Source organism: Pseudomonas gozinkensis, assembly GCF_014863585.1.
Lineage (GTDB): Bacteria > Pseudomonadota > Gammaproteobacteria > Pseudomonadales > Pseudomonadaceae > Aquipseudomonas > Aquipseudomonas gozinkensis.
The window spans coordinates 6,125,327-6,145,503 of the sequence record NZ_CP062253.1; the positions used below are offsets into that span (position 1 = coordinate 6,125,327).

The 20,177-nt window shown below is 61.8% G+C and carries 25 protein-coding genes; 15 read left to right on the plus strand and 10 right to left on the minus strand.

Going from position 1 to position 20,177, the window contains the following annotated elements:
• Positions 1–6 precede the first annotated feature (6 nt).
• Positions 7–1,011 (plus strand): aspartate carbamoyltransferase catalytic subunit, encoded by a 1,005-nt coding sequence (locus IHQ43_RS27360; RefSeq protein WP_007913665.1) that lies wholly within the window; start codon positions 7–9, stop codon positions 1,009–1,011.
• The gene (locus IHQ43_RS27365) at positions 1,008–2,279 is read left to right on the plus strand and encodes a dihydroorotase (RefSeq protein WP_192562719.1); all 1,272 of its coding nucleotides are present in this window, start codon (positions 1,008–1,010) and stop codon (positions 2,277–2,279) included. The genes IHQ43_RS27360 and IHQ43_RS27365 overlap by 4 nt, the downstream gene beginning before the upstream one ends.
• An 83-nt stretch (positions 2,280–2,362) precedes the next feature.
• Here the strand turns inward: IHQ43_RS27365 and IHQ43_RS27370 are convergent, their stop codons facing one another.
• A complete protein-coding gene (locus IHQ43_RS27370) occupies positions 2,363–2,797 on the minus strand; it encodes an NINE protein (RefSeq protein ID WP_192562720.1) in 435 nt (144 codons plus the stop codon).
• 248 nt (positions 2,798–3,045) lie between these two features.
• On the opposite strand from IHQ43_RS27370, the gene IHQ43_RS27375 reads away from it, so the two are divergent.
• Positions 3,046–3,663, plus strand: a complete 618-nt coding sequence (locus IHQ43_RS27375) for a C40 family peptidase (protein ID WP_007953345.1) — start codon at positions 3,046–3,048, stop codon at positions 3,661–3,663.
• Positions 3,664–3,803: 140 nt separating this feature from the next.
• Here IHQ43_RS27375 and IHQ43_RS27380 read toward each other — a convergent pair whose 3' ends face one another.
• Entirely contained in the window at positions 3,804–4,838 is a 1,035-nt protein-coding gene (locus IHQ43_RS27380) for a type IV pilus twitching motility protein PilT (protein WP_007953348.1), read from the minus strand.
• Between the two features lie 56 nt (positions 4,839–4,894).
• Here IHQ43_RS27380 and IHQ43_RS27385 point away from each other — a divergent pair, with 56 nt between their 5' ends.
• The 11 genes from IHQ43_RS27385 to IHQ43_RS27435 all read left to right on the plus strand — a co-directional run bounded on the left by IHQ43_RS27385 (position 4,895) and on the right by IHQ43_RS27435 (position 12,444).
• Positions 4,895–5,581, plus strand: coding sequence for a YggS family pyridoxal phosphate-dependent enzyme (locus IHQ43_RS27385; RefSeq protein ID WP_192562721.1), 687 nt, complete (start codon positions 4,895–4,897; stop codon positions 5,579–5,581).
• A 23-nt stretch (positions 5,582–5,604) separates the two neighbouring features.
• Positions 5,605–6,423, plus strand: a complete 819-nt coding sequence (gene proC, locus IHQ43_RS27390; protein ID WP_192562722.1) for a pyrroline-5-carboxylate reductase — start codon at positions 5,605–5,607, stop codon at positions 6,421–6,423.
• 10 nt (positions 6,424–6,433) lie between these two features.
• Positions 6,434–7,024 carry a YggT family protein gene (locus tag IHQ43_RS27395; protein WP_192562723.1) on the plus strand — a complete coding sequence of 197 codons (591 nt, stop codon included), beginning with the start codon at positions 6,434–6,436 and terminating at the stop codon, positions 7,022–7,024.
• A complete protein-coding gene (locus tag IHQ43_RS27400; protein WP_192562724.1) occupies positions 7,021–7,311 on the plus strand; it encodes a DUF167 domain-containing protein in 291 nt (96 codons plus the stop codon). The genes IHQ43_RS27395 and IHQ43_RS27400 overlap by 4 nt, the downstream gene beginning before the upstream one ends.
• Before the next feature lie 188 nt (positions 7,312–7,499).
• Positions 7,500–8,639: a homoserine O-succinyltransferase MetX gene (gene metX, locus IHQ43_RS27405; protein ID WP_134022578.1), complete on the plus strand. Its 1,140-nt coding sequence runs from the start codon at positions 7,500–7,502 to the stop codon at positions 8,637–8,639.
• 7 nt (positions 8,640–8,646) lie between these two features.
• A complete protein-coding gene (metW, locus tag IHQ43_RS27410) occupies positions 8,647–9,267 on the plus strand; it encodes a methionine biosynthesis protein MetW (RefSeq protein ID WP_192562725.1) in 621 nt (206 codons plus the stop codon).
• A gap of 26 nt (positions 9,268–9,293) precedes the next feature.
• Positions 9,294–9,728 carry a DUF4426 domain-containing protein gene (locus IHQ43_RS27415; RefSeq protein WP_192562726.1) on the plus strand — a complete coding sequence of 145 codons (435 nt, stop codon included), beginning with the start codon at positions 9,294–9,296 and terminating at the stop codon, positions 9,726–9,728.
• Positions 9,725–10,321 carry an RdgB/HAM1 family non-canonical purine NTP pyrophosphatase gene (rdgB, locus tag IHQ43_RS27420; protein WP_115079511.1) on the plus strand — a complete coding sequence of 199 codons (597 nt, stop codon included), beginning with the start codon at positions 9,725–9,727 and terminating at the stop codon, positions 10,319–10,321. The genes IHQ43_RS27415 and rdgB overlap by 4 nt, the downstream gene beginning before the upstream one ends.
• Positions 10,318–11,523, plus strand: a complete 1,206-nt coding sequence (hemW, locus tag IHQ43_RS27425) for a radical SAM family heme chaperone HemW (protein ID WP_244142231.1) — start codon at positions 10,318–10,320, stop codon at positions 11,521–11,523. The genes rdgB and hemW overlap by 4 nt, the downstream gene beginning before the upstream one ends.
• 19 nt (positions 11,524–11,542) lie before the next feature.
• Complete coding sequence (locus IHQ43_RS27430; RefSeq protein ID WP_011336381.1) at positions 11,543–11,866, plus strand: DUF3392 domain-containing protein; 324 nt, start codon at positions 11,543–11,545, stop codon at positions 11,864–11,866.
• Between the two features lie 29 nt (positions 11,867–11,895).
• The gene (locus IHQ43_RS27435; protein ID WP_192562727.1) at positions 11,896–12,444 is read left to right on the plus strand and encodes an RNA 2'-phosphotransferase; all 549 of its coding nucleotides are present in this window, start codon (positions 11,896–11,898) and stop codon (positions 12,442–12,444) included.
• Positions 12,445–12,576: 132 nt separating this feature from the next.
• Here IHQ43_RS27435 and trmB read toward each other — a convergent pair whose 3' ends face one another.
• The 4 genes from trmB to IHQ43_RS27455 form a co-directional block, all read right to left on the minus strand.
• The gene (trmB, locus tag IHQ43_RS27440) at positions 12,577–13,302 is read right to left on the minus strand and encodes a tRNA (guanosine(46)-N7)-methyltransferase TrmB (protein ID WP_085646976.1); all 726 of its coding nucleotides are present in this window, start codon (positions 13,300–13,302) and stop codon (positions 12,577–12,579) included.
• A 9-nt stretch (positions 13,303–13,311) separates the two neighbouring features.
• Complete coding sequence (locus tag IHQ43_RS27445; protein ID WP_007953385.1) at positions 13,312–14,106, minus strand: thiazole synthase; 795 nt, start codon at positions 14,104–14,106, stop codon at positions 13,312–13,314.
• Positions 14,107–14,166: 60 nt separating this feature from the next.
• The gene (gene thiS / locus IHQ43_RS27450) at positions 14,167–14,367 is read right to left on the minus strand and encodes a sulfur carrier protein ThiS (RefSeq protein ID WP_007953386.1); all 201 of its coding nucleotides are present in this window, start codon (positions 14,365–14,367) and stop codon (positions 14,167–14,169) included.
• 72 nt (positions 14,368–14,439) lie between these two features.
• Complete coding sequence (locus IHQ43_RS27455; RefSeq protein ID WP_179693392.1) at positions 14,440–14,820, minus strand: DUF423 domain-containing protein; 381 nt, start codon at positions 14,818–14,820, stop codon at positions 14,440–14,442.
• Between the two features lie 74 nt (positions 14,821–14,894).
• Between IHQ43_RS27455 and mtgA the strand changes: the two genes are divergently transcribed.
• Positions 14,895–15,617 (plus strand): monofunctional biosynthetic peptidoglycan transglycosylase, encoded by a 723-nt coding sequence (gene mtgA / locus IHQ43_RS27460; protein WP_192562728.1) that lies wholly within the window; start codon positions 14,895–14,897, stop codon positions 15,615–15,617.
• A gap of 69 nt (positions 15,618–15,686) precedes the next feature.
• Here mtgA and rpoH read toward each other — a convergent pair whose 3' ends face one another.
• From rpoH to ftsY, 4 genes are all read right to left on the minus strand, one after another.
• Entirely contained in the window at positions 15,687–16,541 is an 855-nt protein-coding gene (rpoH, locus tag IHQ43_RS27465; protein ID WP_007953393.1) for an RNA polymerase sigma factor RpoH, read from the minus strand.
• Between the two features lie 115 nt (positions 16,542–16,656).
• Positions 16,657–17,682, minus strand: a complete 1,026-nt coding sequence (ftsX, locus tag IHQ43_RS27470) for a permease-like cell division protein FtsX (RefSeq protein ID WP_064600097.1) — start codon at positions 17,680–17,682, stop codon at positions 16,657–16,659.
• Positions 17,679–18,350 (minus strand): cell division ATP-binding protein FtsE, encoded by a 672-nt coding sequence (gene ftsE, locus IHQ43_RS27475; RefSeq protein ID WP_192562729.1) that lies wholly within the window; start codon positions 18,348–18,350, stop codon positions 17,679–17,681. Before ftsE ends, ftsX begins: the two co-directional genes overlap by 4 nt.
• Positions 18,347–19,918: a signal recognition particle-docking protein FtsY gene (ftsY, locus tag IHQ43_RS27480; RefSeq protein WP_192562730.1), complete on the minus strand. Its 1,572-nt coding sequence runs from the start codon at positions 19,916–19,918 to the stop codon at positions 18,347–18,349. The genes ftsE and ftsY overlap by 4 nt, the downstream gene beginning before the upstream one ends.
• Positions 19,919–20,177: the final 259 nt, after the last annotated feature.

A 20,177-nucleotide genomic window follows, 5' to 3' on the forward strand; every position in this document is an offset into this window, starting at 1 on the left:
CTCGCGATGACGCCTCTAGATACCAAGCGCCCGCTGCAGCTCAATGATCAGGGCCAGCTGCGCCACTTCCTCTCGCTCGACGGCCTGCGCCGCGAGTTGCTGACGGAAATCCTCGACACCGCCGACTCGTTCCTCGAAGTCGGTGCCCGGGCCGTGAAGAAGGTCCCGTTGTTGCGCGGCAAGACCGTGTGCAACGTGTTCTTCGAAAACTCGACCCGCACCCGCACCACCTTCGAACTGGCGGCCCAGCGGCTGTCGGCGGACGTGATCACCCTGAACGTGTCGACCTCGTCGGCCAGCAAGGGCGAAACCCTGCTCGACACCCTGCGCAACCTGGAAGCCATGGCCGCCGACATGTTCGTCGTTCGCCACGGTGACTCGGGCGCGGCACACTTCATCGCCGAACATGTCTGCCCGCAAGTGGCGATCATCAACGGCGGCGACGGCCGGCACGCGCACCCGACCCAGGGCATGCTCGACATGCTGACCATCCGCCGTCACAAGGGCGGCTTCGAGAACCTTTCGGTGGCCATCGTCGGCGACATCCTGCACTCGCGGGTGGCGCGCTCGAACATGCTCGCCCTGAAGACCCTCGGCTGCCCGGACATCCGCGTGATCGCGCCGAAAACCCTGCTGCCAATCGGCATCGAGCAATACGGCGTGAAGGTCTACACCGACATGACCGAAGGCCTCAAAGACGTCGACGTGGTGATCATGCTGCGCCTGCAGCGTGAGCGCATGACCGGCGGCCTGCTGCCGAGCGAAGGCGAGTTCTACCGCCTGTTCGGCCTGACCACCGCACGCCTGGCCGGCGCCAAACCCGATTGCATCGTCATGCACCCGGGGCCGATCAACCGTGGCGTGGAGATCGAGTCGGCAGTGGCCGACGGCCCGCACTCGGTCATTCTCAATCAAGTCACCTACGGCATCGCGATCCGTATGGCCGTGCTGTCCATGGCCATGAGCGGACAAACAGCGCAGCGTCAATTCGAGCAGGAGAACGCCCAGTGAAGCTCAGCATTCTCGGCGCCCGCGTCATCGATCCAAGCAGCGGCCTGGATCAAATCACCGATATTCACGTTGAAGCCTGCAAGATCGTCGCCCTCGGCGCTGCACCGGCCGGTTTCACCGCCGTCGAAACCATCGACGCCACAGGCCTGGTGGCCGCTCCGGGGCTGGTCGACCTCAACGTCGCCCTGCGCGAGCCGGGCTACAGCCGCAAAGGCACCATCGCCAGCGAAACCCGCGCTGCGGCGGCCGGTGGTGTGACCAGCCTGTGCTGCCCGCCGAAAACCAAACCGGTGCTCGACACCTCCGCCGTGGCCGAGCTGATCCTCGACCGCGCCCGCGAGGCCGGCAACACCAAGGTGTTCCCGATCGGTGCCCTGAGCAAAGGTCTGGATGGTGAACAGCTGGCCGAACTGGTTGCCCTGCGCGACGCCGGTTGTGTGGCGTTCGGCAACGGCCTCGAAAGCTTCCGCAACACCCGTACCCTGTGCCGGGCGCTGGATTACGCGGCGACCTTCGACCTGACGGTGATTTTCAACTCGCAGGATCACGACCTCGCCGACGGCGGCCTGGCCCACGAAGGCGCCACCGCCAGCTTCCTCGGCCTGCCGGGTATTCCGGAAACCGCTGAAACCGTGGCCCTCGCCCGGGATCTGCTGCTGGTCGAGCAGACCGGCGTGCGCGCGCACTTCAGCCAGCTGACCAGCGCTCGCGGCGTGGCCCTGATCGCTCAGGCTCAGGCCCGTGGTTTGAAAGTCACGGCGGATGTTGCCCTGTATCAGCTGATCCTGACGGACGAAGCGCTGATCGACTTCAGCAGCCTGTACCACGTGCAACCGCCGCTGCGCACCCGCGCCGACCGCGATGGTCTGCGTGAAGCGGTGAAGTCCGGCGTGGTCTCGGCCATTTCCAGCCATCACCAGCCCCATGAGCGCGATGCCAAACTGGCACCGTTTGGCGCGACCGAGCCGGGCATCAGCAGCGTCGAACTGCTGCTGCCGCTGGCGATGACGCTGGTCGAGGACGGTCTACTGGATCTTCCGACCCTGCTGGCCCGCCTGAGCGCCGGCCCGGCCGAGGCCCTGCGCCTGCCGGCGGGCAAACTGGTGGTGGGTGGCGCGGCGGATATCGTGCTGTTCGATCCGAAGGCTTCGACCGTTGCCGGCGAAACCTGGCTGTCGAAGGGCGAGAACTGCCCGTTCCTCGGCCATAGCCTGCCGGGTGTGGTGCGTTACACGCTGGTGGATGGCCGGATCAGCCATCAGGCTTGATACCGAGTTGCCCCCAATCGCGAGCAAGCTCGCTCCCACAAGGTCACCACGAACCCTGTGGGAGCGAGCTTGCTCGCGAAGCTTTATTGGAAGGCGCCCCGCCCTTCGGCGTTACGCACCGACACCTGATCGTTCAGCGTCCAGAAGTCATACAGCACCCCCAGAAAGAACAACCCGCCGGTCAGCAGATACACCACCCCGCTGATCCACTTGCCCTGATACATCCGGTGCACGCCGAACGCGCCGAGGAAGGTCAGCAGAATCCACGCCACGTTGTACTCGATAGGGCCCGCGGCGAAACGCAGGTCGGCTTCGCGATCCATCGCCGGGATCAGGAACACGTCGATCAGCCAGCCGATCCCCAGCAACCCGAAGGTGAAAAACCAGATCGTGCCGGTTACCGGTTTGCCGTAATAGAAGCGGTGCGAGCCTGTGAAACCGAAAATCCACAACAGGTAGCCGATCACCTTGCTGTGGGTGTCTTTTTCCTTCACACGGGGCAGCTGATAGCTGTTCATTAAGACCTCGATTCACGCGATAGATAAATATTCTTTAATTCTTTGTGACTTTTTTACAGGTAGCCGACGTATGGCAAATGCTACCGTGTCTCCCGTCAAAGCCTTATAGCACCGGACTTCTGTCCGACAATTGCGTCTTTTTGCCGCTTATTTGGTTCCGTTGGCACCCGATTGAATCGACCAACGGCCTCGGAAGTGACAAAAAAGCTGTTATAAAGTTGCGCGCTAACACACAAGAGCCCTGCCTAATGCGTCCATTTTTCAAGACATGGCTGACCATTTGCCTATTAATGCCACTGGCCGCCCACGCCACCAATCGTGAGCAACGTCTTCCCAACGTTAACGGTTTCACCCCCAAATCCCATGCCTCTGCTCCTTCGAACAAAGGCAAACAGGTCAAACACACCACGCTGAGCAGCAACGGCCGCAGCAAGCTGGTGCCACCGATGGCGACCAAGGAAAGCAGCAACGTCCTCAGTCGCGCGGTAAACGTCCTCGGTACGCCATACCGTTGGGGCGGCAGCAGCCCGAGTAAAGGCTTCGACTGCAGCGGTCTGGTGAAATACGCGTTCAACGACGCCACGTTCGACCTGCCACGCACCTCGAACGCCATGGCCAGCGGTCACGGCGAGAAAGTCGAACGCAAGGACCTGAAGCCGGGCGACCTGATTTTCTTCAACATCAAGAGCCGTCGGGTCAATCACGTTGCCATCTACCTGGGCAACGACCGTTTCATCCATGCGCCACGGCGCGGCAAGTCGGTGAGCATCGACACACTGAACAAGCCGTACTGGGAAAAGCATTACGTCGTAGCCAAACGCGTATTGCCGAAGGAACAGGGGCAGATGCGCGTCGTTCAGCGCTGAAGCTGGCTCGTCCGCACGCTCTGCGTCCGCTTTGGGGCGCGGAGCGTCCCGGGCTGCATTCCCACGCGGACGGTTCGACGCCTCGACGTGGGAACGATCAGAACAAAAAAATCGCAGCCCACGGGCTGCGATTTTTTTGTCTAGAAATTATCCGGCGTGCGCGCCTTTTCCCGCGCGTGCTCGCGGCTGATCAAGCCCTTGGTCACCAGATCCTTCAGGCACATGTCGAGTGTCTGCATCCCCAGGGAGCCGCCGGTCTGTATCGCCGAATACATCTGCGCCACCTTGTCCTCGCGGATCAGGTTACGGATCGCCGACGTGCCCAGCATGATTTCGTGCGCCGCCACCCGGCCGCCGCCGATCTTCTTGATCAGCGTCTGCGACACCACCGCCAGCAACGACTCCGAGAGCATCGAGCGCACCATGGATTTCTCGTCTCCGGGAAACACGTCCACCACCCGGTCGATGGTCTTGGCCGCCGATGTGGTGTGCAGCGTGCCGAACACCAGGTGCCCGGTCTCGGCCGCCGTCAGCGCCAGGCGGATGGTTTCCAGATCACGCATCTCACCCACGAGGATCACATCCGGGTCTTCGCGCAGCGCTGACCGCAGCGCCGTAGCGAAACTGCGGGTATCGCGGTGGACTTCGCGCTGATTGATCAGGCATTTGCGCGATTCGTGGACGAATTCGATCGGATCTTCGATGGTCAGGATGTGGTGATGGCGATGGGTGTTGAGGTAGTCGATCATCGCCGCCAGGGTCGTGGACTTGCCGGAGCCGGTCGGGCCGGTCACCAGCACCAGCCCCCGTGGCGCATCGGTGATCTTGCGAAAGACGTCACCCATGGCGAGGTCTTCCATGCTCAGCACTTTCGACGGGATGGTCCGGAACACCGCACCGGCGCCCCGGTTCTGGTTGAAGGCATTGACCCGGAAGCGCGCCACGCCGGGGACTTCGAAGGAAAAGTCGGTTTCCAGATGTTTCTCGAAGTCCACCCGCTGGGTGTCGTTCATGATGTCGTAGATCAGCTCGTGTACTTGCTTGTGATCCAGCGCCGGCAGATTGATCCGCCGCACGTCGCCATCCACGCGGATCATCGGCGGCAGACCGGCCGACAGGTGCAGGTCGGAAGCGCCCTGTTTGGCGCTGAAGGCCAGCAGTTCAGTGATATCCATAGCGTCCCTCAATTCCAGTAGAATGCCGCGAACCTTCAGACCGCTGGCGCCTCTTGATGTCCACGATAGCAGACAACATTCAACTGGTTAGTTCGCGAATCCGTAACGCCACCCAAGCCGCCGGACGCGATGAAAACAGCGTCCAGCTGCTGGCCGTGAGCAAGACCAAACCTGCACAAGCCCTGCGCGAAGCGTACGCCGCCGGCCTGCGCGATTTCGGCGAGAACTATCTGCAAGAGGCCTTGGGCAAACAGCTCGAACTGGCCGACCTTCCCTTGATCTGGCACTTCATCGGCCCCATTCAGTCGAACAAGACCCGCTCGATTGCCGAGCATTTCGCCTGGGTGCACTCCGTGGATCGTCTGAAAATCGCCCAACGCTTGTCCGAACAACGCCCGGCGGATCTGCCGCCACTGAATATCTGCATTCAGGTCAACGTCAGCGGTGAAGCCAGCAAGTCCGGCTGTACGCCGCAAGACCTGCCGGCCCTGGCCCAGGCCATCAGCGCCCTGCCGCGTTTGAAGCTGCGCGGATTGATGGCGATTCCCGAGCCGACCGAAGATCGCGCCGAGCAGGATGCTGCATTCGCTGCCGTTCAGAAGTTGCAGGCCAGCCTCGATCTGCCACTCGACACACTTTCCATGGGCATGAGCCACGACCTCGAGTCGGCCATTGCCCAGGGCGCCACCTGGGTCCGTATCGGTACGGCCCTGTTCGGCGCCCGCGACTATTCCCAATCTTGAACATTTCCAGATAAGGACCTGACATGAGCAACACGCGTATTGCCTTTATCGGTGCCGGCAACATGGCCGCCAGCCTGATCGGCGGCCTGCGGGCCAAGGGTCTGGAAGCTGCACACATTCGCGCCAGCGATCCGGGCGAAGAGACCCGCGCCAAAGTCAGCGCGGAACACGGCATCGAAACCTTCGCCGACAACGCCCAGGCTATCGACGGCGCCGACGTGGTGGTACTGGCGGTCAAGCCACAAGCCATGAAGCTTGTGTGCGAAGCGATTCGCCCGAGCCTGAAACCGAATCAACTGGTGGTCTCCATTGCCGCCGGCATCACCTGCGCCAGCATGACTGCATGGCTTGGCGAGCAGCCGATCGTGCGCTGCATGCCGAACACCCCGGCGCTGCTGCGCCAGGGCGTGAGCGGTTTGTACGCCACCAGCGCAGTGAGTGCCGAACAACGCCAACAGGCTGAAGAACTGCTGTCCGCCGTGGGCATCGCCCTGTGGCTGAACGAAGAGCAGCAACTGGACGCGGTCACCGCCGTCTCCGGTTCCGGCCCGGCGTACTTTTTCCTGCTGATCGAAGCCATGACCGCCGCCGGCGTCAAACTCGGTTTGCCGAAAGAAACCGCCGAGCAACTGACTTTGCAGACCGCTCTGGGCGCCGCGCACATGGCGGTATCCAGCGACGTCGACGCCGCCGAACTGCGCCGCCGCGTGACCTCGCCGGCCGGTACCACGGAAGCTGCGATCAAATCGTTCCAGGCCGGTGGCTTCGAAGCCCTGGTGGAAAAAGCACTCGGCGCCGCCGCGCACCGCTCGGCCGAAATGGCCGAACAACTGGGCAAATAAGGAGCCTTACATGATTGGATTGAACACCGTAGCGGTTTACGTGCTGCAAACCCTCGGCAGTCTGTACCTGCTGATCGTGCTGCTGCGCTTCGTCCTGCAACTGGTGCGGGCGAACTTCTACAACCCGCTGTGCCAGTTCGTGGTCAAGGCTACCCAGCCACTGCTCAAGCCACTGCGCCGGATCATTCCGAGCCTGTTCGGCCTCGACATGTCGTCGCTGGTGCTGGCGATCCTCGTGCAACTGGCGCTGATGGCGCTGACCCTGCTGCTGACCTACGGCACCACCGGTAATCCGCTGCAACTGTTGATCTGGTCGCTGATCGGCGTGACGGCGCTGTTCCTGAAGATTTTCTTCTGGGCCATGATCATCAGCATCATCCTGTCCTGGGTCGCACCGGGCAGCCACAATCCGGGCGCCGAACTGGTAAACCAGATCTGTGAACCGGCTCTGGCGCCGTTCCGCCGCATCGTGCCGAACCTCGGCGGTCTCGACCTGTCGCCGATCTTTGCCTTCCTCGTGCTGAAGCTGATCGACATGCTGGTGATCAACAACCTCGCGGTGATGACGATGATGCCGGAAATCCTGCGCCTGCTGATGTGAGCTGGTTTCGCTGGGACGGTGACGACCTGATTCTGGAGTGTCACCTGCAACCGGCCGCCCGCAGCGATGATTTCTGCGGGCTGCACGGTGATCGCTTGAAGATCCGCCTGACCGCGCCGCCGGTCGAAGGCAAGGCCAATGCATACCTGATGGGGTTTCTGGCCAAGGCTTTCGGGGTCTCCAAAAGTCAGGTCAGCCTGATCGGCGGTGAGCTGAACCGGCAGAAGCGAGTGCGCATCAGCGCACCGAAAAAGCTGCCGGACTTGCCGGGTCTGGCTTTACCTTGATCGTTCCCACGCTCTGCGTGGGAATGCATCCCGGGACGCTCCGCGTCCCTGCCGAAGCGGACGCGGAGCGTCCAATGAGGCGTTCCCACGCAGAGCGTGGGAACGAGCGCAAATCAGGCCTGATCGTTGCTTGCCGCTAACCCCACCGGTCTTTAGACTTACGCCTCATTTCAACGAGAGCAGGGTCGATGCCAGCTGCCTTTCCCCCCGATTCTGTTGGTCTGGTGACGCCGCAAACGGCGCACTTCAGCGAACCGCTGGCCCTGGCCTGCGGCCGTTCGCTGGCCGATTATGACCTGATCTACGAAACCTACGGCACGCTGAACGCGCAAGCGAGCAACGCCGTGCTGATCTGCCACGCCCTGTCCGGCCATCACCACGCTGCGGGTTACCACAGCGTCGACGACCGCAAGCCCGGTTGGTGGGACAGCTGCATCGGCCCCGGCAAACCGATCGACACCAACAAGTTCTTCGTGGTCAGCCTGAACAACCTCGGCGGTTGCAACGGCTCCACCGGCCCGAGCAGCCTCAATCCGGAAACCGGCAAGCCGTTCGGCGCCGACTTCCCGGTGCTGACCGTGGAAGACTGGGTGCACAGCCAGGCACGTCTGGCCGACCTGCTCGGCATCGGCCAGTGGGCGGCGGTGATCGGCGGCAGCCTGGGCGGCATGCAGGCGCTGCAATGGACCATCACGTATCCGGATCGCGTTCGCCACTGCCTGGCCATCGCCTCGGCCCCCAAGCTGTCGGCGCAGAACATCGCCTTCAACGAAGTGGCGCGCCAGGCGATCCTAACCGACCCGGAATTCCACGGCGGCTCGTTCCAGGAACAAGGCGTCATCCCCAAGCGCGGCCTGATGCTGGCGCGGATGGTCGGGCACATCACCTACCTGTCCGACGACTCCATGGGCGAGAAATTCGGCCGCGGCCTGAAGAGCGAAAAGCTCAACTACGACTTCCACAGCGTCGAGTTCCAGGTCGAAAGCTACCTGCGCTATCAGGGCGAAGAGTTCTCCGGGCGCTTCGATGCCAACACTTATCTGTTGATGACCAAGGCGCTGGACTACTTCGATCCGGCGGCGAACTTCAACGATAACCTGGCGAAAACCTTCGAAGGTGCCAAAGCGAAGTTCTGCGTGATGTCGTTCACCACCGACTGGCGCTTCTCCCCGGCCCGATCGCGGGAACTGGTGGACGCGCTGATGGCCGCGCGCAAGGACGTCAGCTACCTGGAAATCGATGCGCCGCAGGGCCACGACGCCTTCCTGATTCCGATCCCGCGTTATTTGCAGGCGTTCGGCAATTACATGAACCGCATTACGTTGTGAGAAAGCCATGAGAGCTGATCTGGAAATCATCCAGGAATGGATCCCCGCCGGCAGCCGCGTGCTCGACCTCGGTTGCGGCGACGGCGAGTTGCTGACCTGGCTGCGCGACCACAAACAAGTCACTGGCTACGGCCTGGAAAACGACCCGGACAACATCGCCGAGTGCGTGGCCAAGGGCGTCAACGTCATCGAGCAGGACCTGGACAAGGGCCTGGGCAACTTCGCCAGCAACAGCTTCGACATCGTGGTGATGACCCAGGCCCTGCAAGCCGTGCATTACCCGGACAAGATCCTCGACGAAATGCTGCGGGTCGGGCGCCAGTGCATCATCACCTTCCCGAATTTCGGTCACTGGCGCTGCCGCTGGTACCTGGCGAGCAAGGGCCGGATGCCGGTGTCCGAGTTCCTGCCGTACACCTGGTACAACACGCCGAACATCCACTTCTGCACCTTCGAAGACTTTGAAGAACTTTGTCGCGAACGTGAGGCGAAGGTCATTGATCGGCTTGCCGTGGATCAACAGCACCGCCACGGGTGGGCCAGTAAGCTATGGCCTAATCTGTTAGGTGAGATCGGTATCTACCGCGTCAGCAGCCCGGGGCTTGCGGATCACAGAATCGCGGTCTGAACCACGACATTGCGAGGAGAACGAACATGGGACGCTTGATTACCGTGCTATTGGCCGCCTGCCTGAGCCTGTCGGCCGTGGCCGCCGATGCCATCAAGGGCGAACGCAAGGAAGTGTTCGGTGATGTCACCGTGCATTACAACACCTTCAACTCCACCTTCCTGACGCCCGACATCGCCAAGGCTGCCGAGCTGATCCGCAGCAAGAACCAGGGCGTGATCAATGTCTCGGTGATCAAGGACGGCAAACCGCTGATCGCCCAAGTCACCGGCACCGTCAAAGACCTGACCAGCCAGAGCGTGCCGCTGACCTTCCGCCAGATCACCGAGCAAGGCGCGATCTACTACATCGCCCAGTACCCGGTGGAGCAGCAGGAAACCCGCACCTTTGAAATCAAGGTGCAGAACGGCGACAAGATCAACACCATCAATTTCAACCAAGAGCTTTTCCCTGGCCAATGATCAATCTCACGCAACTCGTACTGGCCAGCCATAACGCCGGCAAACTCAAGGAACTCCAGGCCATGCTCGGCGAATCGGTGCAACTGCGCTCGATCGGCGAATTCAGCAGCGTGGAGCCGGAAGAAACCGGTCTGTCGTTCGTCGAGAACGCGATCCTCAAGGCGCGCAATGCCGCTCGCATCTCCGGGCTGCCGGCGCTGGCCGACGATTCGGGTCTGGCGGTGGATTTCCTCGGCGGTGCGCCGGGCATCTACTCGGCGCGCTACGCCGACGGCAAGGGTGACGCGGCGAACAACGCCAAGCTGCTCGACGCCTTGAAGGATGTGCCTGAAGCCGAGCGCGGCGCGCAGTTCGTCTGTGTGCTGGCGCTGGTGCGTCACGCCGACGATCCGCTGCCGATCCTCTGCGAAGGCCTGTGGCACGGGCGCATCCTGACCGCCGCCAGCGGTGAGCACGGTTTCGGCTACGACCCGCTGTTCTGGGTGCCGGAGCGCAACGTGTCCAGCGCCGAGCTGAGCCCGAGCGACAAGAACCAGATCAGCCACCGCGCCCGTGCAATGGATCTGCTGCGCCAGCGTCTGGGCTTGAAATGACCGATAGCTCCTGCGCGTCGTCGCTGATTATCGGCGGCGCCGCCTCCTCGCCTCGGGCGCCGTTGCCGACGCTGCCGCCCCTGGCGCTGTACATCCACATCCCGTGGTGTGTGCGCAAATGCCCCTATTGCGACTTCAACTCCCACACCGCCAGCCCGGTGCTGCCGGAGCAGGAATACGTCGACGCGATGCTGGCCGACCTCGATCAGGATCTGCACGCGGTGTATGGCCGTGAGCTGAGTTCGATCTTCTTTGGCGGCGGCACACCGAGCCTGTTCAGTGCCGAAGCCCTCGGCCGCTTGCTCGAAGGTGTGAAACAACGCATTCCGTTTGCCGATGACATCGAAATCACCCTGGAAGCCAACCCCGGGACCTTCGAACAGGAGAAGTTCGTCGCCTACCGCAAACTGGGGATCAATCGCCTGTCGATCGGCATCCAGAGCTTCCAGCAGGAAAAGCTCAAGGCCCTCGGCCGCATCCACAACGGCGACGAAGCGGTACGCGCCGCTGGCATGGCGCGTCAGGCCGGGTTCGATAATTTCAACCTCGACTTGATGCACGGCCTGCCGGACCAGTCGCTGGACGATGCCTTGAGCGATCTGCGCCAGGCTATCGACCTGAAGCCGACGCACATTTCCTGGTATCAGCTGACGCTGGAGCCGAACACCGTGTTCTGGAACCAGCCGCCGGTGCTACCGGAAGACGACACGCTGTGGGACATTCAAGAGGCCGGGCAAGCGCTGCTGGCCGAGCACGGTTACGCGCAGTACGAAGTTTCGGCCTATGCGCAACCCGGTCGCCCGGCGCGGCATAACCTCAATTACTGGAGCTTCGGCGACTTCATCGGCATCGGCGCCGGCGCCCACGGCAAGCTCAGCCACCCGGACGGGCGCATCGTGCGCACCTGGAAGACGCGCCTGCCGAAGGACTACCTCAACCCGGCCAAAAGCTTCCAGGCCGGCGAGAAAGCCCTGACCAACGACGAGATGCCGTTCGAGTTCCTGATGAACGCCCTGCGCCTGACCGCCGGCGTCGAATCGCGCCTGTACCCGGAGCGCACCGGCCTGCCGCTGGAGAGCCTCGACGAACACCGGCGCGAGGCAGAACAAAGCGGTCTGTTGCAGGTCGAACCGTCACGTCTGGCGGCCACCGAGCGCGGACAACTGTTCCTCAACGACTTGCTGCAGAAATTTCTGAGCTGACCGCTCTTAAGGAAACCGCATGGATTTGATACTCGACCTGCTCGCCACCGTGTCCCGCTGGAGCCGCAGCAACCTCTCGGAAATCGCTCTGGCCCTGGTGGGCTGTTTGCTGGTGCTGTTCGGCGCCGACTTCAAGGGCTGGGTCGAGCAACGCCTGGGCAGCATCGCCGGCGCCCTGCGCGTCCCGTTGATGGCCCTGCTGTGCATGATCGGCAGCGGCGCAGCGCTGATCTACGCCACGCCCTGGGTGGTGAAGGGGCTGAGCCAGTTCAACAACTACAGCCTGGCGCCGGTGTTGTTGGTGGTGCTGGTGTTGATTGGCGTGGTCGCGGATCGCCGCTGATCGCGCATTGAGAACAGACAGGGAAGTTCATGAGCAAGAAACTGCTGGACGAAACAAGCAAATTTCTCAGCTTCGTGCTGCGTCATGAGCCTCAGGCGATCGGCCTGACGCTGGACTCTGAAGGCTGGACGAACATCGACGCCTTGATCGATGGCGCGGCGCGGGACGGCAGAACGCTGGATCGCACGCTGATTGAAAACGTCGTGGCGAGCAGTGACAAGAAGCGCTTTTCGATCTCCGCAGATGGCCAGTCGATTCGTGCCGTACAGGGCCACTCGACGAAAAGCGTGGAACTGCAGTTCGAAGAAAAGCAGCCTCCGGAAACGCTGTACCACGGCACGGCGACACGTTTCATGGACTCGATCAACGAGCAGGGATTGATCCCGGGGTCACGTCATCACGTGCATTTGTCCCAAGAAACTGCCACCGCTTCAGCGGTTGGGCAACGTTACGGAACGGTCGTGATTCTGCAAGTCGCCGCGCGGCAAATGCAGGAACAGGGTTTCAGGTTCTATCAGGCCGAGAATGGCGTCTGGCTGACAGAGCGAGTCCCAGTGCGCTACATCTCGATTCTGTAATGTCCTCAGCACACAAAAACAAATGTGGGAGCGAGCTTGCTCGCGAAAGCGTCATAACATTCAACATCTTCGTTGACTGCCAGACCGCAATCGCGAGCAAGCTCGCTCCCACAGTTTTTTATTGCGTGATGCTTAAGCGAGCTTTTCGAACTTCAGATCCCACACGCCATGCCCAAGACGTTCGCCGCGGCGTTCGAACTTGGTGATCGGGCGTTCGGCCGGGCGCGGCACGCACTTGCCGTCTTCGGCGAGGTTGCGATAGCCCGGGGCGACGTTCATCACTTCCAGCATGTATTCGGCGTACGGCTCCCAGTCAGTGGCCATGTGCAGAATGCCGCCGACTTTCAGCTTGCTGCGCACCAGTTCAGCGAAGGACGCCTGAACGATGCGGCGCTTGTGGTGACGGCTCTTGTGCCACGGATCCGGGAAGAACAACATCAGGCGATCAAGGCTGTTGTCGGCGATGCAGCGGTTGAGCACTTCGATCGCGTCGCAATCGTAGACCCGCAGGTTGGTCAGGCCCTGAGTCAGCACGCCGTTGAGCAGCGCGCCGACACCCGGACGGTGAACCTCGACACCGATGAAATCCTGTTCCGGCGCAGCGGCGGCCATTTCCAGCAGCGAGTGGCCCATGCCGAAACCGATCTCCAGCGAACGCGGCGCGGAGCGGCCGAACACCTGGTCGTAATCCACCGGCGCATCGGCCAGCGGCAGGACGAACTTCGGCGCGCCCTGATCCAGGCCGCGCTGCTGGCCTTCGGTCATGCGCCCGGCGCGCATCACGAAACTCTTGATGCGACGGTGTTGGCGCTCGTCGCCTTCTTCCGTCTGGATTGGCGTGTCGTTCGATTCAGTCATCAATAGCTCTTACTTGATCAGACCATCCAGCGGCGAAGAGGCGCTGGCATAGAGTTTTTTCGGCATGCGGCCGGCGAGGTAGGCCAGGCGGCCCGCGACGATCGCGTGTTTCATGGCTTCAGCCATCATGATCGGCTGCTGGGCGTGGGCGATGGCCGAGTTCATCAGCACCGCATCACAGCCCAGCTCCATCGAGATGGTGGCGTCGGAAGCGGTGCCGACACCGGCATCCACCAGCACCGGGATTTTCGCTTCTTCGAGGATGATCTGCAGGTTGTACGGGTTGCAGATCCCCAGGCCCGAGCCGATCAGACCGGCCAGCGGCATGACCGCGATGCAGCCGATTTCCGCCAGTTGCCGGGCGATGATCGGGTCATCACTGGTGTAAACCATCACGTCGAAGCCTTCCTTGACCAGCACTTCGGCGGCCTTGAGGGTTTCGATCACGTTGGGGAACAGGGTTTTCTGGTCGGCCAGCACTTCCAGCTTCACCAGATTGTGGCCATCGAGCAGCTCACGGGCCAGGCGGCAGGTGCGCACGGCCTCGACCGCGTCGTAGCAGCCGGCGGTGTTCGGCAGGAAGGTGTAGCGATCCGGCGACAGCACTTCGAGCAGGTTCGGCTCGCCTTCGATCTGGCCCAGGTTGGTGCGGCGCACGGCGAAGGTGACGATCTCGGCACCCGAGGCTTCGATGGCCAGACGGGTCTCTTCCATGTCACGGTACTTGCCGGTACCGACCAGCAAACGCGACTGGTAAGTACGACCGGCCAGAACGAAAGGCTTGTCGCTACGAACGATGCTCATGGGAAATCCTCTGTTGGGGTGAGGGTCTTGCAGAATTCTCGGCCCATGCAGGCCGGACAGCTAGCCGCCGCCGATGGCGTGCACCACTTCGACGTTGTCGCCGTCGTTCAAAGTGGTGTCGGCATGCTGGCTGCGCGGGACGATATCCAGATTGAGCTCGACCGCGACGCGGCGTCCGGTCAGATCCAGACGGGTCAGCAGGGCCGCAACGGTTTCACCGTCGGGCAGTTCAAAGGACTCACCGTTCAACTGAATGCGCATGCGCAACGCCGCCATCACTTTTTAGGGGGTGGCATTCTAGCCCGATCATGACCTAAAGGTCAGCACCAAGCGTCAAGCGGTTGGCTGCAGGCGCCAGGCGGCGAGTCCGAGGCACAGCCAGCCGATCAGGAACGCCAGACCACCGAACGGGGTAATGATGCCGAGCTTGCCGATACCGATGGTGGTCAACAGGTACAGGCTGCCAGAGAACAACAGGATGCCAACGGTGAACGAGATCCCGGCCCAGGCGACCAGACGCCCCTGAAGCTGGGTGGCCAGCAGCGCCACGCCGAACAGCGCCAGCGCGTGCACCAGTTGGTAGGTGACGCCGGTGTGGAAGATCGCCAGGTACTCCGGGGTCAGGCGGTTTTTCAGGCCATGGGCGGCGAATGCGCCGAGGCCGACACCCGTGAAACCAAAGAAGGCAGCCAGCATCAGAAAGCTACGCAGCATGTAGAACTCCAGTCAGACTCGATCGGCAGGGTCTGTATAATGGCCCGCTCAACCGGTTCGGCCAAGCCATCTCTATGCTGCGTTCATTTCTCCGTCGTTTCACGAAGGCCCTGCTCTGGTTAGCGGGCGGCAGCGTATTGCTGGTGTTGGTGTTTCGCTTCGTGCCGCCACCGGGCACGGCGCTGATGGTCGAGCGAAAGATCGAATCCTGGGTCGACGGCGAGCCGATCGACCTGCAACGCACGTGGAAGCCGTGGGACGAGATCTCCGATGACCTGAAGGTCGCGGTGATTGCCGGCGAAGACCAGAAATTCCCCGAGCACTGGGGTTTTGACCTGAGTGCAATCAAGGCCGCACTGGCCCACAACGAACTCGGCGGGTCGATTCGCGGCGCCAGCACCCTGAGCCAGCAAGTGTCGAAGAACCTGTTTTTGTGGTCCGGTCGCAGCTATCTGCGCAAAGGCCTGGAGGCCTGGTTCACCGCACTGATCGAAGTGTTCTGGCCCAAGCAGCGCATCCTTGAGGTGTATCTGAACAGTGTCGAATGGGATGACGGTGTGTTTGGTGCCGAAGCGGCGGCACGGCATCACTTTGGCGTAAGCGCCAAGTCTTTGTCGCGGCAGCAGGCGAGTTATCTGGCGGCCGTATTGCCCAATCCCCGGGTCTGGAGCGCCAGCCACCCGACATCCTATGTTTCACGCCGGGCCGGATGGATTCGCCAGCAGATGAGCCAGCTGGGCGGGGACAGCTACCTGCTGACACTCAATGATTCGCGCAAGGCACCGTGGGCCCAATGACTTTCTGACACGCACACAAAAACGCCCCGATCATCACTGATCGGGGCGTTTTTATTACCGGACTACCGATTACGCGGCAATCGACAACTTGAGCTTGTTCATCGCGCTCTTCTCGAGCTGACGGATCCGCTCGGCCGACACGTTGTACTTCTGCGCCAGGTCGTGCAGCGTGGCTTTCTCTTCTGCCAGCCAGCGCTGGTAGAGGATGTCGCGGCTGCGTTCGTCCAGCACTTCCAGCGCTTCGTGCAGGTTGTGATTGGAGTTGTCGCTCCAGTCGGCATCTTCCAGTTGACGCGCCGGGTCGTACCGGTGGTCTTCCAGGTAGTTGGCCGGCGACTGGAAAGCGCTGTCGTCGTCGGCTTCGGCAGCCGGATCGAAGGCCATGTCATGGCCGGTCAGGCGGCTTTCCATCTCACGCACTTCACGCGGCTCGACGCCGAGGCTTTCCGCCACACGGTGGACTTCCTCGTTGTTCAGCCAGGCCAGACGTTTCTTCTGGCTGCGCAGGTTGAAGAACAGCTTGCGCTGGGCCTTGGTGGTCGCGACTTTCACGATCCGCCAGTTGCGCAGGATGAACTCGTGAATTTCGGCCTTGATCCAGTGCACCGCGAAGGACACCAGACGCACACCCATTTCCGGGTTGAAACGCTTCACGGCCTTCATCAGGCCGACATTGCCTTCCTGGATCAGGTCAGCCTGAGCCAGACCATAGCCGGAATAGCTACGGGCAATGTGTACGACAAACCGCAGGTGGGCGAGCACCATCTGCCGAGCCGCCCCCAAATCCTGCTCATAGTAGAGACTCTCGGCCAGTTCACGCTCCTGCTCCGGCGTCAGCAATGGAATGCTGTTGACGGTGTGCACGTAGGCTTCCAGGTTTGCGCCTGGAACCAATGCATACGCAGGTTGCAAAGAATTGGACATACGGAAAAACCTCCGACTTACATACTCATGCTTTTCAGCATTGCGAAAAATTGACCGGAAACTCAAATGAAAGTTTCCTTAACCACTGAAAGGTCAATCACGCGCAAAAAAGATTCTACTTCGGCGCCAGCTCCCTGAGATGACGTGCGACTGCAATCCATGCACCGATATAACCCAACAGCACCGCGCCAAGCAAGAGCGACAGACCGTCGGCAACTGGCACGCCGGCCAGTGCGAAATCACTGCCGTACAAGCCGGCCAGTCCAACCACCGCGTCGTTCAGCCAGTTCAGGCCGAACGCCAATACACCCCAGGACAGCAGCCCCGCACCGAAGCCATACAGCGCGCCCATATAAAGGAAGGGACGACGCACATAGCTGTCGGTGCCGCCGACGAGTTTAATCACTTCTATCTCGGTGCGGCGGTTTTCAATATGAAGACGAATGGTATTGCCTATCACCAAAAGTAATGCGGAAACCAGCAACACCGTCAGACCGAAGACAAAACGATCGCCGAGCTTGAGGATGGCGGCCAGACGCTCGACCCAGACTAGATCAAGTTGCGCCTGTTGTACCTTGGGCAGCTCGGAAAGTTTTTGTCTTAATGCTTCCAGGGTCGACTTATCGACCTCGTTCGGCGTCACCAGCACCACGCCCGGCAGCGGGTTTTCCGGCAGTTCGCGCAGGGCTTCGCCCAGTCCCGACTGCTGCTGGAACTCTTCCAGCGCCTGGTCGCGGCCGACATATTCAGCATCAGCTACGCCCGGCATGGCTTTGATCTGGTCGCGCAACGCTTCGCCTTGGGCCGGACTGGCTTCGAGCTCCAGGTACAGCGAGATCTGCGCCGCGCGCTGCCACGAGCCGCCCAGACGCTCAACGTTGCTCAGCAACAGCGAAAGGCCCATCGGCAGGCTCAACGCAACCGCCATCACCATGCAGGTGAAGAAGCTGCCGATCGGCTGCTTGCCGAGACGGCGCAGGCTGTCGATCCAGCTGGCGCGATGGCTTTCGATCCAGGCACGGAACAACGTGGCGAAGTCCGGCCCGTCGTCATCGTCGTGCTTTTTCTTCTTTGGCGGTTGCGGATCGGCGGCCTTCGGGGCCACGCGCTCGGAAACCTTCGGACTACGTGTCGCACTCATTCGCCAGCCTCCCCGTCGCCGATCAATCGGCCGCGTTGCAGGGTCAGCATGCGATGGCGCATGCGCGCGATCAGCGCCAGGTCGTGACTGGCGATCAGCACGCTGGTGCCCAAACGGTTGATGTCTTCGAAGACGCCCATGATCTCGGCCGCCAGACGCGGGTCGAGGTTACCGGTCGGTTCGTCCGCCAGCAGCAGGGCCGGACGGTGAACGATGGCGCGGGCAATGCCGACGCGCTGTTGCTGACCGGTCGACAGGTCGCCCGGATACAGCTCGGCCTTGTCCGACAGCGCCACGCGCTCCAACGCCGAATCGACGCGCTTGGCGATTTCGACCTTGGACAGCCCGAGAATCTGCAACGGCAGCGCGACGTTGTTGAACACCGTGCGATCGAACAGCAGTTGATGGTTCTGGAACACCACGCCGATCTGCCGACGCAGGAACGGAATCTGCGCATTGCTGATGGTGCTCAGGTCCTGCCCGGCCAGCAGCAGCTTGCCGCTGGTCGGACGTTCCATCGCCAGCAACAGGCGCAACAACGTGGATTTACCGGCACCGGAGTGGCCGGTGACAAACAGGAACTCGCCGCGACGGACTCGAAAGCTCAGCTCATGCAAGCCGACGTGACCGTTCGGGTAGCGCTTACCGACCTGTTCGAAACGAATCATGAACGCTCCCGCTCGGCAAACAGTGCCTGGACAAAGGGTTCGGCTTCAAAGGTACGCAGATCGTCGATGCCTTCACCGACGCCGATGTAGCGGATCGGCAGGCCGAACTGCTTGGCCAGGGCGAAAATCACCCCGCCCTTGGCGGTGCCGTCGAGCTTGGTCAGCGCCAGGCCGGTCAGTTCGACGGTCTGGTTGAATTGCTTGGCCTGGTTGATGGCGTTCTGGCCGGTGCCGGCGTCGAGCACCAGCAGCACTTCGTGCGGCGCATCGGCGTCGAGCTTGCCGATCACCCGGCGAACCTTTTTCAGCTCTTCCATCAGGTTGTCTTTGGTGTGCAGGCGACCGGCGGTGTCGGCGATCAGCACATCGATGCCACGGGCCTTGGCAGCCTGCACGGCGTCGAAGATCACCGAAGCCGAGTCCGCGCCCGTGTGCTGGGCAATCACCGGAATCTTGTTGCGCTCGCCCCAGACCTGCAACTGCTCGACAGCCGCCGCACGGAAGGTGTCACCGGCGGCGAGCATGACTTTCTTGCCTTCCAGTTGCAGCTTCTTCGCCAGTTTGCCGATGGTGGTGGTCTTGCCGGCGCCGTTGACGCCGACCACCAGAATGACGAATGGCTTGTGCTGGGAAACGATTTTCAGCGGCTGCTCGACTGGCTTGAGCATTGCGGCCAGCTCGGCTTGCAAGGATTTGTACAGCGCGTCGGAATCGGCCAGCTCTTTACGTGCGACCTTCTGGGTCAGGCGCTGGATGATGACCGAAGTCGCCTCGACGCCTACGTCGGCGGTCAGCAGGCGGGTTTCGAGGTCGTCGAGCAGATCGTCATCGATCGCCTTCTTGCCGAGGAACAGGCTGGCCATGCCCTCGCCGATGCTGGCACTGGTCTTGGACAGGCCTTGCTTGAGACGGGCAAAGAAGCCGGCCTTGGTTTCTTCGGTGCGCGGGGCCTCGACCGGGGTTTCTACCTGGACTTCCACAGGAGCGACTGGCGCTACGGCGACCGGTGCAGGTGCAGGTGCAGGTGCAGGTGCAGGTGCAGGTGCAGGTGCAGGTGCAGGTGCAGGTGCAGGCTCGGGGATTTCGATAACCGGAGCAACCGGAGCAACCGGAGCAACTGCGACAGGCTCGGCAGGAACGGGCGCGGCCTCAATCACAGGCTCAGGTTCAGGCTCAACCACAGAAACCGGAACCGGCTCAGGCATCAAGTCAACCGGCGCAGGAATCACCGGCGTCACATGCGGCGCAGCCTCTTCAACCAATGCCACCGGTTCCTCGGCCACAGGCAAGGTCAGCCATGGCTGGGCAACCGGGGTCAGCGGCAATTCGGCGGCAGCCGGCGCTTCAGGCTCGGCCTCGGCCACCGGTTGCAGCACCGGCTCGGCAATCGGCAGCACAACCGGCGCCGGCGCTTCTTCTATTACAGGAGCGGGCGCAGGGGCTGGCTCAGGAATGGCGGTCGGCTGTTCGACGACGGGTTCCTGCGGTTTTTTGCGCAGCCATCCGAACAGGCTTTTCTTCTCGCCAGCCGCAGCTGGGGTCTTCTTGTCGTCGTTGGAACCAAACATGGAGGACGGCTATCTCACGGTAGCGACGCGCCACAGGGGCGCCCCGGCAAATAAATATTCGATGCAGAACAGACTGTGTTTCACCCAGCTTGTTCACGCGCAACATTTTGTCGAGGTGCAAGCGGCACCTCAAAAGATTGATCAACACGAAGGACTGGTAGGCCATCGTCGGGGAAAAAGCAGAGTCTAGCGGACAAAATCCAGATTAAATCCGCAATTAGCATCACCTGCCTGCCGATCAAAGGCCTTATAGGCGTGG